12 protein-coding genes are annotated in these 15,201 nt (G+C 68.1%); 4 read left to right on the plus strand and 8 right to left on the minus strand.

Going from position 1 to position 15,201, the window contains the following annotated elements:
- Window positions 1-28: 28 nt before the first annotated feature.
- Window positions 29-2,875, minus strand: coding sequence for a TonB-dependent receptor (locus MHZ35_RS06775; RefSeq protein WP_239434925.1), 2,847 nt, complete (start codon window positions 2,873-2,875; stop codon window positions 29-31).
- Between the two features lie 980 nt (window positions 2,876-3,855).
- On the opposite strand from MHZ35_RS06775, the gene MHZ35_RS06780 reads away from it, so the two are divergent.
- Window positions 3,856-5,742 (plus strand): WecB/TagA/CpsF family glycosyltransferase, encoded by a 1,887-nt coding sequence (locus tag MHZ35_RS06780; RefSeq protein ID WP_239434926.1) that lies wholly within the window; start codon window positions 3,856-3,858, stop codon window positions 5,740-5,742.
- Window positions 5,743-6,483: 741 nt separating this feature from the next.
- Here the strand turns inward: MHZ35_RS06780 and MHZ35_RS06785 are convergent.
- The 5 genes from MHZ35_RS06785 to MHZ35_RS06805 form a co-directional block, all read right to left on the minus strand.
- Window positions 6,484-7,047, minus strand: coding sequence for a hypothetical protein (locus MHZ35_RS06785; protein ID WP_239434927.1), 564 nt, complete (start codon window positions 7,045-7,047; stop codon window positions 6,484-6,486).
- 8 nt (window positions 7,048-7,055) lie between these two features.
- Window positions 7,056-7,367: an antitoxin Xre/MbcA/ParS toxin-binding domain-containing protein gene (locus MHZ35_RS06790; protein WP_239434928.1), complete on the minus strand. Its 312-nt coding sequence runs from the start codon at window positions 7,365-7,367 to the stop codon at window positions 7,056-7,058.
- Between the two features lie 3 nt (window positions 7,368-7,370).
- The gene (locus tag MHZ35_RS06795) at window positions 7,371-7,544 is read right to left on the minus strand and encodes a hypothetical protein (protein ID WP_239434929.1); all 174 of its coding nucleotides are present in this window, start codon (window positions 7,542-7,544) and stop codon (window positions 7,371-7,373) included.
- Between the two features lie 120 nt (window positions 7,545-7,664).
- Complete coding sequence (locus MHZ35_RS06800) at window positions 7,665-8,603, minus strand: copper resistance protein B (RefSeq protein ID WP_239434930.1); 939 nt, start codon at window positions 8,601-8,603, stop codon at window positions 7,665-7,667.
- On the minus strand, window positions 8,600-10,474 hold the full coding sequence (locus MHZ35_RS06805) for a copper resistance system multicopper oxidase (RefSeq protein WP_239434931.1): 1,875 nt from the start codon (window positions 10,472-10,474) through the stop codon (window positions 8,600-8,602). The genes MHZ35_RS06800 and MHZ35_RS06805 overlap by 4 nt, the downstream gene beginning before the upstream one ends.
- Before the next feature lie 217 nt (window positions 10,475-10,691).
- Here MHZ35_RS06805 and MHZ35_RS06810 point away from each other — a divergent pair, with 217 nt between their 5' ends.
- On the plus strand, window positions 10,692-12,971 hold the full coding sequence (locus MHZ35_RS06810) for a heavy metal translocating P-type ATPase (protein WP_274615708.1): 2,280 nt from the start codon (window positions 10,692-10,694) through the stop codon (window positions 12,969-12,971).
- Complete coding sequence (gene cueR / locus MHZ35_RS06815; protein WP_129342047.1) at window positions 12,968-13,360, plus strand: Cu(I)-responsive transcriptional regulator; 393 nt, start codon at window positions 12,968-12,970, stop codon at window positions 13,358-13,360. The genes MHZ35_RS06810 and cueR overlap by 4 nt, the downstream gene beginning before the upstream one ends.
- 55 nt (window positions 13,361-13,415) lie before the next feature.
- On the opposite strand, the gene MHZ35_RS06820 is transcribed toward cueR, so the two are convergent.
- Both MHZ35_RS06820 and MHZ35_RS06825 read right to left on the minus strand, forming a co-directional pair.
- Window positions 13,416-14,468 carry a ribonucleotide-diphosphate reductase subunit beta gene (locus tag MHZ35_RS06820; protein ID WP_132883166.1) on the minus strand — a complete coding sequence of 351 codons (1,053 nt, stop codon included), beginning with the start codon at window positions 14,466-14,468 and terminating at the stop codon, window positions 13,416-13,418.
- Window positions 14,469-14,512: 44 nt separating this feature from the next.
- Window positions 14,513-14,713: a hypothetical protein gene (locus MHZ35_RS06825; RefSeq protein WP_239434932.1), complete on the minus strand. Its 201-nt coding sequence runs from the start codon at window positions 14,711-14,713 to the stop codon at window positions 14,513-14,515.
- 56 nt (window positions 14,714-14,769) lie between these two features.
- Here MHZ35_RS06825 and MHZ35_RS06830 point away from each other — a divergent pair, with 56 nt between their 5' ends.
- On the plus strand, window positions 14,770-15,048 hold the full coding sequence (locus tag MHZ35_RS06830) for a DUF2171 domain-containing protein (protein WP_239434933.1): 279 nt from the start codon (window positions 14,770-14,772) through the stop codon (window positions 15,046-15,048).
- The last annotated feature ends 153 nt before the right edge of the window (window positions 15,049-15,201 follow it).

Below are 15,201 nucleotides of genomic sequence, written 5' to 3' on the forward strand. Positions count from 1 at the left end.
GGCGAGCCCGAACGCTCGCCCGCCTAGCTCAGAACCGGAAGCGCAGGCCGAGCGAGTAGACGCGCTCCAGGTAGAGGACCTGGCGGGTGTAGGTATCGCCCGCATCGTTGAACTCGCGCGTCCGCTTGATCGGATTGCCCAGCAGATTCACGATGTCGAAGGCGAGGGTGACACTGGGGATCGGCGTGACGGTGGTCGAGAAATCGAGCTGGCCGCGACCTTCCTCGATCACCGGGCGGGTGCGCGGGGTGCCATCGGCACCCACGTCGAGTGCCTCGACGCTGTAGTAGCTCACGAAGTCCGACCGGTAGTTATAGGCGAGGCGCGCCGAGAAGTTGGGCTTCTCGTAGAGGCCCACCAGGTTGCCGGCCCATTTGGACACGCCGGTGAACCGCTGCTGCTCGCCCAGCACATTGGGGGAGCTTGCGAGACCGCTGGCGAGATCGCCCTTCGAGTCGATGTAGGTGCCGTTCGCCTGGATGCCGAAGCCCTTCATCCACTCCGGGATACCGTCGATGTCGAGGAAGCTGGTGAACGACACCTCGGCGCCCCGGAAGCGGGTGTCGCCCGTGTTTTCCGGCAGGTCGAGCCGCGACGGGCCATAGCCGATGTCGACCGGCGAAATCGCGACGCGGGAGATGAAGCCCTGCGCGTCGCGCTGGAACAGCGCGCCCGTGAGCGAGCCCGAACGAGAGAAATACCACTCGAGGCTGATGTCATAGTTGTCGGATGTGAGCGGCTTCAGATTGGGGTTGCCACCGGTGATGGTGCGCAGGTTGCTGTTCGGGGCGCACTGCGGCAGCGACGGGTCCTCCGTGCACTCGGGCGGGATCGTGGGGGGCGGGCCGACGGTGAGGGTTGGGTTGAGGTCGAAGAAGTTCGGCCGCGTCCGGGTCTGGTTGTAGGCCAGACGCAGTTGAAGCTCTTCGTTGAAGCGCACGCGCGCGCTCACATTGGGGAGGTAATCGGTGTAGTCGTTCTTGGCCGTCGTCGGAACGAACGTCGGCGTCGTGGCACCGCCGGTTTCGTCGCGGATGAAGCCGCTGATCCGGGTCTTGGTCTTGATCGCGCGCAGGCCGAGGAGACCATCGACGGTCATCGAGCCGCCCAGGTCGAACCCGTATTTGATCTGCGCATAGCCGGCGAGCGCCTTTTCGTTGGCGCGGAAGTTCTCGGTCGGGTTGAACTCCGGCGGGCCGGCGGGTGCCTCGAAGAAGTTTCGCAGTTCGGCGATATTGTCCCTGAGGCTCTTTGCCGACACCCCGGCGAACCTGCGGATCGGGAACGTGTCGTTATAGGTGAACGCCGGCTGCGTGGGTTCGACCGTCACGGGCAGGCTGGAGATCGGGATGCGCAGGTCCAGCACGTTGGTGCCGCCGATCGTGTTTACATACGGTGCGCCGCGGTCCCGCGTCGCATCGCGATCGTTGTAGCGCACGCCGAACTGGACGCGCTGCAGGAAGCCGCCGTCGAATTCATACTGCACGTCCCCGCGCGTCTGGATGTCCTTTCCGCTGACTTCCAGACGCTCCTGGAACAGGCCGCGCGCGATGAAGTTCGCGGGGTCGGTCACGTCGAAGTCGACGAACTCGAAGCTGGGGCCGCCATCCTGGCCCGGCGACTCGAAGACGACGTTGCGCGCCGGGGAGCTTGCGAAGGCATAGTCCAGGTTGATCAGGTTGAACGTGTATTTGCTGTCCGTGTAGGCCACGTCACCGGAGAGTTGGAGGCCGCCACGACGCCAGATCGCGCCGCCGCCGACCTGGAACGTGTCGGTATGGCCCCGGGCAGAGGTGTAGTAGCCGTCAGGGGCATTGGCACCCACAACGGTCGCGCTCTGGGCAATGTTGCCATTGCCTTCTCGGGTAGTGAGATTGTTCAGCTGGAAGCCGGCGCCGCCGAAGATCGGCACGAACATCCACTGATTGGAGTCCTTGCTGCGGAAACCCTGGTAGAGGCCGTCTGCGTAAATCTCCAACTCCGGCGTCGGCTTCCACTGGAATGCTGCGTTGGCCGATGGGCGGAAGCGGTCGCCGTTGCTGGTGAACCGGCCCTGCGCATCGGGATAGCGGATGCCGGCACCCGCCGCAGGGGCGTTTGCGGCAGTGGTCGTGCCGATCACGAGCGACTGTTCCCGCGTCGCATCCAGATAGTTCAGTCCGACATATGATGCGTTGACCAGCAACCCGATCTCACCCGCGCCGGTTTCCCAGCGATTGCTGACCAGCAGGTTCCCGTTCCAGGTAAGCTCGCTGGACTGTTCCCAGTTCACCCCGTTCAATGAGCCCGAGACCTCGAGCCCTTTGAAGTCGAACGGCTTGCGGCCGCGGACGTTGACCTGGCCGCCGATGCCGCCCTCGATCCGGTCGGCGGTGCCGTTCTTGTACACTTCCAAGGCGGCGACGGTGCCCGCCGGAAAGTCCTGGATCGCCACAAAACGCCCTTCGGCGGTGAAGATTTCGCGATCGTTGTAGGTGGTGGAGAGATCGGGCAGGCCGCGAACCTGAACCCCCGCTGCCTCGCCCGCGCCACGCGTCACCTGCACGCCCGGAACCCGCGCCAGCGCTGCCGAGGCGAAGGTGTCCGGAAGCTTGCCGATGTCCTCCGCGACGATGGCATCGACGATCCCGTCCGCATTGCGCTTGATCGCGGCGGCGCTTTCCAGGCTCCGGCGCACGCCAGTAACGACGATGGCGTCACCGGCGGCTTCATCCGGCTGCGTCGGCGTCGTGGCCGGCACCGGATCGGGCGTCGATGGTGCGGTGGTCGCCTGGCCCGCCGCCGGGGCCTGCCCTTCCTGTCCCCATGCCGCTGGTGCGCTCGTCAGCAGTGCGAGCACGGAAGTGGTGACGCAAAGACGCCTTCCCTTGATCATACATCCTCCCCAGGATTGTCATTATGGCGGCTTTGGCCGCTCGCTTAATGTCGGACAATAGGACGCCAACACTTGCGGATTTGCAAGTATCCAAGATCGTGTCGCTACAGGAAAACTTGGCTGTTGCTATTCTGACACAGCTTCACTGACGTCAGGGCATGGTATGAGTCCAGGCTGCGCCCAAGTGAGGTTCTTTTGATTGTCTCTGACATCAACGTTCAGTTCGTTTGAAACGGATAGACAAGCATCCAGCTTGAACCCAAGTCCGCTGGCCTGAAGCTATGAGGTAGCTAAACTCTCCCCATAGTTCGTTGGCCGTAAGGGGGCGAGGGAGGTGCTACGCCATGCTTGTAGGTCTTGCCGGGTCCCGCAGGAATATGCACAGCGATCATCGCATCGTCGCATTGAACTTGTCGCGCGGTTACCACGGGGTGAGAGGATCTTGTTCCGTGTCTTTAAAGGTCCCAAGCGTGGGGAGAACTCGGCCGGGCGTGGCGGCATAGCGTCGGCTTCGATTGCACCACTCGCTTCATGGTGCCGTCCTACGGAAGCTGCAATGGGCGCTGCGTTCGGGCGAGTAGGTGTGCGGCGGGGTGCTGCCCCCACTCCGCCGCACACCGCGTCGGTGGCAATCGGCGGACGTCGCAGCCAGGATGGTCCAGGGCGGGCAGGCCGTGGCCGCTAACTTGCCGCCGCCGCTGCGGGGGAGGGCTCGAAGCTTCGGCCGCAGGAGTATGGCCGTCGCGCCCGACTCGGCCCGGGAGGATGCCGCCGATCTCAGGGACGAACCTCCAGTCGACGTGGATCGTGTCCGCGCGCTCCCGGGGCCGCAGCTTCCCGCCTTGGCCGATCGTCCAGCCGCCGCGAGCCATATGGCACGGGGGGAGGAGCTCACCGGCAGCCTCAGGGCGACGGAGGAGGAACGCGTCGGTCGGGAACCGCCGCACGGCCGGGATCTGCGCATAGCGCCCCGGCAGTCTGTGTCCGACGAGCCATTCTGCCCTGCGCTCCTCCACGGGCTGCGCGTCGTCCACGTCGTCCGGCAGTTCGCGCCGGGCGTCGGCGGAATGGAGGATTATGTCCGGCAGCTCGCGCTCCAGCAGCGCGCGGCCGGCATGGGGGTGCGGATCGTGACCCTGGACCGCATCTTCGATCAATCGCAGCAGGCGCGGCTGCCGGCACGGGAGTGGATCGACCGGCTGGAGGTGCAGCGGCTGCCCTGGTGGGGGTCCAAGCGGTACCCGATCGCCCCCGGGGTGCTCCGTGCGCTCAAGGATGCCGATCTGGTGCATGTTCACGGGGTCGACTTTTTTTGCGACTTCCTCGCCGTCACGCGCGGGCTGCACCGCAAGCGGCTGGTGCTGTCGACACATGGCGGTTTCTTTCACACGCCCTTCGCGGCGCGGGCCAAGCGGCTGTTCTTCCATCACGTCACGCGGCGCAGCCTACGGGGATTCGCCGCCATCATCCCCTCCAGCGTAAGCGACGAGGCGCAGTTCCGGAGGATCCGGGCGGAGGGATCGGAGACCGTGGAGAACGGCGTCGACCTCGACAAGTTCGACGGCTGCGCCGATCCGGCTGCGCGCACCATGATCTATTTCGGCCGGCTCGCGCCCAACAAGGGACTGGACCAGCTGATCGGCTGGTTCGCGGAGGTGCATCGCCAGGACGCATCCTGGCGCCTGATCCTGGCCGGTCGACCCATGGGGGTGGAGCCGGACGCGCTTGCCGAGCAGGCCCGGCAGTCCGGCATGGCGGAGGCGGTGGAGGTCCACCCTTGGCCCAGCGATGCCGAGTTGCGGGGGTTGATCGGGCGCAGCAGCGTCTATGTCTGCGCTTCGGCCTATGAGGGATTCGGGATCGCAGCGGTGGAGGCGATGGCAGCCGGTCTCTATCCGGTGCTCAGCGATATCCCGGCCTTCCGGCGGACCCTCGCGCGGGCGGATTATGGCACCCGGACCTGCTTCGCTCCCGATCCCGCCAGCGTGGCGCGGACGCTCGCCGAAGTAGACGCGGGGCTTTGGGCGGCACCGGATGCGGACGAGCGGCGACGCCGGCTGGCTTCCTTCGGCTGGACGGGCGCGGCGGATGCGATCGGCGGCATCTACCTGCGTGCGCTGGGGCGAAGCCGCCGGCGCATTGGGCAGGTCTCGGTGACCGTGTCCTGCCGGCGTGAGTTTTTGCGCCGGATCGACCGGTGCCTTTCCAGCCCCGCGCGGCGTCCGCTGTTTGTCGCGTTCTGCAACGCCCACACGGCCAACACCGCGCAGCGCGACCCGGCCTTTGCCGCCGCGCTCGCCCAGGCGCTGGTGGTCAACGACGGGATCGGCGTCGACCTGGCAAGCTCGGTGCTGTTCGGAAGACCGTTCCAGGAAAACCTGGCCGGCACCGACCTGGTGGACCAGGTGTTGGAGCGGGCGGCAGGGAGCCTGCGCATCTTCCTGGTGGGCAGTGCGCCCGGCGTCGCGGAGCAAGCCGCCCGAGCCCTGCGCGAACGCGCGCCCCGGCACCGGGTGGTCGGCACCGCCCACGGCTTCTTCACCGATGCCGAGACGCCCGAGCTCATCGCCCGAATTCGAGCAAGCACCCCCGATCTGGTGCTGGTGGGGATGGGGCATCCGCGCCAGGAAATCTGGTGCGCCGCCCATCATCGCGAACTGGGGGCGATCACGATGGCGGTGGGTGCCTATCTCGACTTCCTCGCCGGAGAGGTCCGTCGCGCGCCCTACTGGGTGCGGAGGGCCCGGTGTGAATGGATGTTCCGGCTCGTCCAGGAGCCGCGCCGCCTGGCGCGCCGCTATCTGATCGGGAATATGCGATTCCTCGCGCGGCTGTTGCTGCAATGGTATCGTGGCGCCCGCATCTGACAGACCGGGTAGGCCGTGCCAGAGGTGCCGCGCTTGCGGAGCCGTGACGGGATCGAGAGGTTCAATCCCGCAGGTCCGGCGCCTGACCCAGGGCGCTAGCGTGATCGCACGTTCTGCCCCGCCGCGCCGACCGCTGGCGTCCGTGCCATCCCCGCTCCCGGTTCCCGAGGCGCTGACCCCAAAACCACTCGTATCGCCTGTCGAACCGCCGGTCCCGGTGGACGGTGCCCGATCGGGGCCGGGCCGCGGGGGCGCACGCGGATGGGAGCGTTGTGCAGGGCGGCGACAAGCGCGAAACCCGGCACCCGGCACCCGGCACCCGGCACCCGGCACCCGGCACCCGGCACCCGGCACCCGGCACCCGGCACCCGGCACCCGGCACCCGGCACCCGGCACCCGGCACCCGGCACCCGGCACCCGGCATCCGGCACCCAGCACCAGGAGCCAGGACCCAGGAACCAGGACCCAGGACCCAGGACCCAGCGCCCAGCCCCCAGCGCTCAGGGGCAACTCTGCTCCACCAGAGCGCGCTTCATCTCCGCGGTTCGGCAGCCGGCCTTCGTGACCGAACAGGCAGCGGCGGCGTCGAAACCGGCGCGACAGCGCGGCGAGTGGCGCGGTGTTCCGGCGGCGGAGGCACGACGCGATTAGCGGCTTCGAAGGGAAGGCCGGTGCGATCTTCCGGACAAGGACCCTTCGCACCTGGGCGTCCGCTGCCGCGTGGCGCCTTGCAGCCGGTGCTCAACGCGGCTGGATTGCGTTCTCCGGGCCGGACCTCACGAGGCGGGTGGCGATGGACAGGTAGAAATCGCAGACGTCCGCCACATCGTCGGCGGTGATGATCAGGCATTCCCCGACCGGAAACTGCTTGAGCGGTCCACTACGATCGGGTGCATCGGCCCAGCCGACCGTGAGCCAGGGAGAACCTGCTACGTCCCCGCGTGTCACCATCCCGCTGCAATAGAAAAGGCAGTCGCGGGCCCGCCCCAGCGCGCGGAGCCGCGCATGCTCGCCGCCGGGCTGCGCCGCGCTGGCCAGGAGCGCGCGCAGCTTGTTCGCGGTGTTGCGCTCCGCAGGGGAGGTTCGCTGCCCGGCTGCGATCGCCACCTCATCCACCAGCACGTTCAGGAAACGGTCGAGCTCGCGAAGTCCGTTGCCGATCACCTTGGCGCGGTAGCGGCCGAGGATCGGGGGCCGCGCCTGCAGAGGCTCGGCATAAAGGCCCGCCGCAAGGAAGCGGGCGCCCCGTCTCAGCGTGGCTTCTGCCCGGGCAAGTGGTGCGTGCGTCAGGGGAGTGCTCGACATTCGGCTGGTCAGCCGCCCGTAGCACGCCCGGCGATCGCCTGCTCGACCGCGGCAAGGCCCGTGTCGCTTCCGACCGCGAGGTCGAGCGGGCGGCCGTCCAGCACCGGATCATGCGTGTTGAGAAAGGCAATGGCCTCGTCACGGCCGCCGAGCATGCGGAACGCCATCAGGGTCACTCGACCCTGGCGGTCGGCCTCTTCCGCCGACAACCGCGGTGCCTTGTAGCGGCTCATGAACTGGCGGCGCTTCGGCCGTTGGGGCGATTCCGTCGGCTCCTCGGCCTTTGACGTTGCGACATCCGTGCTGAAAATGTCAGTCATCGTTCACTGCGCCTCGATGATCGGCGAGGTCGCGCCGAGGTGGACCCGCAGCGCGTCGATGCGAACGGCATATTCGCTTGCCAGACGCCGATGGGCGGAGCGTGCTTCACACCCTTCCGCCTCTTGCGCCCGCATCAGGGAAACTTGGTGGCGTGCCAGCAGGTAATTGAGATCCATGGCAGTCTCCGGCTTGTAAGCGGGAGCGCATGCGTCTCTCAGTCGAGGGCGCCTACGAAGCGGATTGCCACCGATCCCTTCAATATGGGGCATTTCGCGCGAAATGGAAGGTGCGGGCGCCTAGAACCAGAAGCGCACCCCGGCCGCGAAGGCGGTGTCTTCCACTTCGTCGCCGTCCTCCCGCGCAAGACGCGCCGTGTCGCCGAGCTTGCGGCTCCACGACACGCCAACATAGGGCGCGAACTCGCGCCGAAGCTCGTAGCGCAGCCGCAGCCCGAGTTCCGCATCGCTGAGACCGGAACCGGTGCGGGTCGCGGCCACGTCCTGTGCCGCGAAGTTGAGTTCCACGCGGGGTTGCAGGATCAGTCGTTGCGAGATCCGCTGATCGTACCAGCCCCCCAGCCGCCCGAGCAGGTCGCCCTTAGTCGACAGGAACAGCGCAGCTTCGGTGTGGAACTGGTAGGGGGCGAGTCCTTCAAGCCCCACTGTGGCATAGGTCCGATCAGGCCCGACGCCGAAGTCCTGCCGTACGCCCGCCTGCAGGTTGAAATAGGGGTCGATCGCACGCGAATAGAGCGCCTGCACTTCCGCATGCTCCATGTCGCGGCCGAAGCTGCCTTCGCCTTCGCTCTTGATCCACAGGCGATCGATGTCGCCGCCGAAAAAGGCCTCGCCGTCCCAGCGATAGCCATCCGTTCCGTTGCGTATCTGAACCTCGGTCAGGTTGAGGAGCACCTGGCCGTACCGCTGGCCGCCGCCCTCCTGCATCATCGCATGGTGGCCGCGCGCCATTTCCTCGGGCGGAAAGAAGCGGTCGGCGTAGCGGTCGCTCGGGACAGGCGGGGGCGGCGCATCGCCGGCGGGCAGGTCGGTGCCGACCGGCCCCGCCGGATCGGCCGCGGGCGCCGGCATCTGGTGGCCGGCGTGCGGGTCTGTCGGCGCGTGGTGCTGGATGGGAGCCGGGGCGGCGGGCGTCATCTCGTGTGCGCCATGGTGCTGCGCAAGGGCCGGAGCGCTGGCGAGGGTCGCGAGCGCCGTCCACGAAAGCACACGGATCATGCCGCTTCTCCCGCCGGTCGCACGCTCACGACGCGCATCATGCCCGACGCCATGTGATAGAGCATGTGGCAGTGGAACGCCCAGTCGCCGATCGCGTCGGCGGTGAAGTCGAAGGTGACGGTGCCGCCGGGCTGGACCAGCAGCGTGTGCTTGCGCGGGGCATGGCCGCCGTGACCGGTCACGAGTTCGAAGAAGTGGCCATGCAGGTGGATGGGGTGCCCCATCATCGTGTCGTTGACCAGCTTCACGCGCACGCGTTCGCCCAGGGTGAAGGGCAGCGGCGCCATCGCGTCCGACATGCGCAACCCGTCCATCGACCACATGTAGCGCTCCATGTTGCCGGTCAGGTGGACCTCGATCGACCGGCCGGGTGCGCGCACGTCGGGATTGGGCGCAAGCGCGACGAGATCGCGGTAGACGAGCACGCGGTGGCCGGCGTCCGCCAGCCCCTGTCCGGGCTCGCCAGTGCGGTCGACCGGCATCGGCGCGATGGTCTGGACGCTGGGGTCGCGCGCGACCTGCGGCGCGTTGGCGAAGTCGCGCATCCTCATGGAGCCATGCTCCATCGTGTGCGGCGCCGGTGTGCCGTGGCCCATCGCGGCATGATCCATGCCGGCGTGCCCCATGGCAGCGTGGTCCATCTGCCTCATCGCGCCGGGAGCCGTGCCTTGTGCCGGTGGCTCGGCGGCGGACGTGGCGAGCCGGGCGGAAGCGTTCTGCTCGGCGGTGGGATCGACACCGCGTGCGGGGGCGTGCTGCATGTCGCCCATGCCCATGTCCTTCATGGTCGCGACGGGCCGCGGGCGAAGCGGCTGCACCGGCCCGACCATGTCGGCGTGCGGCGCCAGGGTGGCGCGCGCCATGCCGGAGCGGTCGATGCTCTCGCCCACCAGCGTGTACGCGCGATCCTCCGCCGGCGTGACGACCACGTCGTACGTCTCGGCGACGGCGATCTGGAGCTCGTCGACGGCGACCGGGCGCACATGCTGCCCGTCCGCCTGCACCACCGTCAGCGGCAGGCCCGGAATGCGGACGTTGAAGGTCGTCATCGACGAGGCGTTGATGATGCGCAGCCGCACCCGCTCGCCCGGCCGGAATAGCGCGGTCCAGTTGTCCGCGGGGCCATGGCCGTTGACCAGATAGGTATAGGTATCGCCCGTCACGTCGGCGATGTCAGTCGGGTCCATGCGCATCGCCCCCCAGTGCAGCCGGTCCTTGAGCGGCTGGTCCTTGCCCGCGGCGAGGCCGGCGAGGGTCTGGCGCTGCCGGTTGTAATAGCCGGGCTCGACCTTCAGGTGCCGGAAGATCGCGTCGGGCGACTCGCGGCTGTGGTCGGACAGGACGATCACATGCTCGCGATCGAAGGCGACCGGGTCGGGGCCCGCGGGATCGATGACGATCGGGCCATAGAGCCCCATCTGCTCCTGGAAGCCCGAATGGCTGTGGTACCAATAGGTGCCCGACTGGACGATCGGGAATTCGTAGGTGAAGTGGGTGCGGGGGCGGATGCCCGGGAAGGAGACGCCCGGCACGCCGTCGAACTGCGCCGGCAGCAGCAGCCCGTGCCAGTGGAGCGAGCTGTCGACGTCGAGGTCGTTGTGCACGCGCAGGCGAAGCTTCTGGCCTTCGCGCAGGCGCAGCAGCGGGGCCGGCACGGTGCCGTTGATGCCGATCGCCTGCGTCCGCCGGCCGTCGATCGTCATCGTCTGCCGCTGGATGCGCAGCGTGATGTCCTCGCCCGAAAGCTCCGGAAGCGCGGTCCCGGTCGACACCGATTGCGCCCACGCTGGCATCCAGGCCGACAGCGCCATGCCACCGCCCGCCAGCGTGGCACCGCGCAACAACCTGCGGCGATCGAGAACCAGACTCATGCGTTCACCCTCATGCGGCCACGACTCTGCGGCCCTGCGAGCCCTTGCTCGCGTGAGGACCTTGGCGGCTGACACCGTGTCAGGGTCAAGCGGAAAGCAGCCCTTGACCCTGACATGATGTCAGTCCCCATCTAGGACGGCGATGGAGGATGCGATGCACGATCACCACTCGCCGATGACGGACCACGCGCAGGGAGGATGCTGTGGCGGAGGAGCCATGGCCAGGGACCCGGTGTGCGGAATGGCGGTGGATCCGGCCAAGACCGCCCATCATGCCGAACATCACGGTGTCGCCTATCATTTCTGCTGCGCCGGTTGCCGCACCAAGTTCCTGGCCGATCCCGACCGCTATCTCGGGGATGCGCCCCGCGCGCAGGCGCCTGCCGCGCCCGATGCGATTTATACCTGTCCGATGCACCCGGAGATCCGGCAGCAGGGGCCCGGCACCTGCCCGATCTGCGGCATGGCGCTGGAGCCGGAGGCGCCGTCGCTCGACGATGGTCCCAACCCGGAACTGGTCGACTTCACCCGCCGCACCTGGGTGTCCGCGGCGCTCGCGGTGCCGCTGCTCGGCCTCTCGATGGGGGCGGAGATGCTGGGGCTGCGGCTGGTGCCGCCTGCATGGTCGGCCTGGGTGCAACTCGCGCTGGCGGCGCCGATCGTCCTGTGGGCAGGGCTGCCGTTCTTCGAGCGCGGGTGGGCTTCGCTGCGCTCGCGCCACTTCAACATGTTCACGCTGGTGTCGATCGGGGTAGGGGCGGCGTTCCTCTACAGCCTGGTGGCGACGGTGGCGCCCGGGCTGTTCCCGTCCACCTTCCGCATCCACGGCATGGTGCCCGTCTATTATGAGGCGGCGGGCGTCGTCGTGACGCTGGTGCTGCTGGGCCAGGTGCTGGAACTGCGCGCCCGCGCCGCGACCGGCCGCGCCATCCGCGCGCTCCTGAACCTCGCGCCGAAGACCGCGCGCCGGATCGATGCCGACGGAGGCGAGACGGAAGTGCCGCTCGACGCCATCCTTGCGGGCGACCGGCTGCGCGTGCGTCCGGGCGAGGCGGTGCCGGTCGACGGGATCGTGGTGGAGGGGCAGTCGTCGATCGACGAATCGATGCTCACCGGCGAGCCCGCGCCCGTCGCCAAGGAAGCGGGCGCGGCGCTGACCGGCGGTACCGTCAACGGCACCGGTGCTCTCGTGATGGAGGCACGCGCGGTGGGCGCCGACACGGTGCTCGCGCGCATCGTCGCAATGGTGGCCGCCGCACAGCGCAGCCGTGCGCCGATCCAGGCGGTGGCGGATCGCGTCTCCGGCTGGTTCGTACCGCTGGTGGTGGCGATCGCGGCCGCGACGTTCCTGGTGTGGAATGTCGCCGGGCCGGAGCCGCGGTTCAGCCATGCGCTGCTGAACGCCATCGCGGTGCTGATCATCGCCTGCCCCTGCGCGCTGGGGCTCGCCACGCCGATGTCGATCATGGTCGGCACTGGCCGCGGCGCCCAGGCCGGCGTGCTGGTCAAGGATGCCGAGGCGTTGCAGGCGCTGGAGAAGGTCGACACGCTGGTGATCGACAAGACGGGCACGCTGACCGAGGGCAAGCCGCGGCTGACCGTGATCGAGCCCGTCGAAGTGGCCGAGGACGAACTGCTCGCGCTCGCGGCGGCGGTGGAGGCGCACTCCGAGCATCCACTGGCGCACGCCATCGTGGCGGAAGCGGCCCGGCGCGGGCTGGCCGTGGCACCGGCCGAGGGCTTCCGTTCAAAGACGGGCGCGGGCGTGACCGCAACGGTCGCGGGACATTCGGTCGCGATCGGCAATGCCGCGCTGATGCGCGACGCGGGCGCGGACCCGCGGCCGCTCGCCGCCCGCGTGGAGGCGCTGGCCCACGACGGCGCGGGCGTGATGCTGGTCGCGGTCGACGGCGGCATCGCCGGCCTGCTCGGCGTCGCCGATCCCGTCCGCGAGTCCGCCTCTGGAGCGATCGCCCAGCTGCGTGCCGAGGGCCTGCGGATCGTCATGCTCACCGGCGACGGCCGCGGCACGGCGGAGGCGGTCGCGCGCACCATCGGCGGCATCGACGAGGTCCACGCCGGGCTCGCGCCCGAGGACAAGGCCCGCATCGTCGGCGAGCTCAAGGCGCGCGGTGCGCGGGTGGCGATGGCGGGCGACGGCATCAACGACGCGCCCGCGCTTGCCGCAGCCGATGTCGGCGTCGCGATGGGAACCGGCACCGATGTCGCGATCGAAAGCGCGGGGCTGACGCTGACCCGCGGCGACCTGGCCGCGATGGTGCGCGCACGGCGGCTGGCGAAGGCGACGATGCGCAACATCCGCCAGAACCTCGCCTTTTCCTTCCTGTTCAACGGCATCGGCGTGCCCGTTGCGGCCGGCGTGCTCTATCCGGTCGCCGGCATCCTGCTGTCGCCGATGCTCGCCGGGGCGGCGATGGCGTTGTCGTCGTTCGCAGTGGTAACCAACGCGCTGCGACTGAACGGAGTGCGGCTATGAACATCGGCCAGGCGGCGGACGCGAGCGGCATCTCCCAGCGGATGATCCGCCATTATGAGAAGATCGGCCTGATCCCGGCGCCGCTGCGGCGGGACAGCGGCTATCGCGACTATGACGCGGCGGATGTGGCGCGCTTGCGCTTCGTCGCCCATGCCCGCGACTTGGGCTTTCCGATCGAGGAGATCCGCTCGCTCCTGGGCCTGTGGCAGGATCGCCACCGATCGAGCGCAGACGTGAAGGCGCTGGCGATTGCGCGTGCGGAGGAACTCGGCCGCAAGGCGCGAGCCCTGGAGGAGATGCGGGGCACGCTGCTCGACCTGGCGCAGCGCTGCCACGGCGACGACCGGCCGGACTGCCCGATCCTCGACCGGCTCGCGGACCCGGCCTGAACGCAAAAGGGGCGCCGCAGCGCGACGCCCCTTCGGTTCGGCGGACAGCCTGGAGTTACTCCGCGGCGACGCCGTTGTGGGAGAACATGTCGCTCTCGCCGGCTTCCTCGTTCGCGGCGGCCGGGCCCTTGGCCTTCTGGCGCTTGTCGAAGCTGTCCCAGACCTCGTTCCAGTTGCCGCGGGTCGCGCCCTTCGAATATTCGGTCGCGCGCTGTTCGAAGAAGTTGGCGTGCTCGACGCCGTTCAACAGCGGCGTCAGCCACGGCAGCGGATGCTCGTCGATCATGTAGATCGGCTTCATGCCCAGCTGCCCCATCCGCCAGTCGGCGATGTAGCGGATGTACTTCTTGATCTCCTTGGGGGTCATGCCGTTGACCGGGCCCATCTCGAACGCGAGGTCGATGAACGCGTCCTCCAGCCGGATCGTCGTCTGGCACTGGTCGGCGATGTCGTCCTTCACCGCCTTGGTCAGGCAGTCGCGCTCCTTGGTGAAGGCGTGGAACAGCTGGATGATGCCTTCGCAGTGCAGGCTCTCGTCGCGCACCGACCAGGACACGATCTGCCCCATGCCCTTCATCTTGTTGAAGCGCGGGAAGTTCATCAGCATCGCGAACGACGCGAACAACTGCACGCCCTCGGTGAAGCCGCCGAACATCGCCAGCGTGCGCGCGATGTCCTCGTCGCTATCGACGCCGAACTGCTGCAGATAGTCGTGCTTGTCCTTCATCTCGGCATAGTCGAGGAAGGCGCCATATTCGCTCTCGGGCATGCCGATGGTGTCGAGCAGATGGCTGTAGGCCGCGATGTGGATCGTCTCCATGTTGCTGAACGCGGTCAGCATCATCTTGACCTCGGTCGGCTTGAACACGCGGCCGTACTTCTCGTGGTAGCAGTCCTGCACCTCGACGTCGGCCTGGGTGAAGAAGCGGAAGATCTGCGTCAGCAGGTTGCGCTCGTGATCGGACAGCTTCTGCGCCCAGTCGCGGCAATCCTCGCCCAGCGGCACTTCCTCCGGCAGCCAGTGAACCTGCTGCTGGCGCTTCCAATATTCATAGGCCCAGGGATATTCGAAGGGCTTGTAGGTCTTGCGGGCGTCGAGAAGGGGCATGGGTCAGACTCCAGGAATTTGAATGGGGCGGGCGCGGCGACCGGTCATGGTGTCTGGTTCCAGGACCATTGCGCCGTCGCGAAGATGGCAAGGACGAGGGCGAAGGCCGCGAGCATCGTGCCGGCGATGCGATAGCCGTAGACCGCACCCTCGCTGGTGGCGGTGCGCAGCCGCAGGAGCAGCCAGGCGCCGGCCACACCTGCGACGAGTGCCACGCCGTACATGATGAACACCGCGACGGTCATGCGACCATCCGCCGCGACGTGCGTTGATCGGCCGTCACCAACCAAGGAGGACTCCCATGGCAGACCTGTCGGCCATCAAGGAACATATGGAAGTGATCGGCGCGGACGGCGTCCATGTCGGTACCGTCGACAAGGTCGAGGGCGACCGTATCAAGCTGACCAAGCAGGACAGCGGTGCCGACATCGAGGGTGTCGAGGAAGGCCTGCATACCGACCATCACCACTTCATCTCCATCGGTCTCGTCGCCGAGGTCGAGGGCGACAAGGTCCGCCTGTCGGCGAACGCGGACGTCGCGGTCACCTTCGAAGAGGAAGAGGACGGCGAGCCGCTCTGATTCGGATGCCGCCGCAGCGGTCCGCGATGCGCGGGCCGGTGCGGCGTTTCCGAACGTGGCGGAGGCTGCGTTCATTCCATCCTCGTCGCCCCAGCCGGGGCGGATCGGCGTCCCGAAGCTACGGCTTCCGGGACGCCTTCCTATAGCATAGCC

This window comes from Sphingomonas sp. ACRSK (genome assembly GCF_022346685.1).
GTDB classification, from domain to species: domain Bacteria; phylum Pseudomonadota; class Alphaproteobacteria; order Sphingomonadales; family Sphingomonadaceae; genus Sphingomonas; species Sphingomonas molluscorum.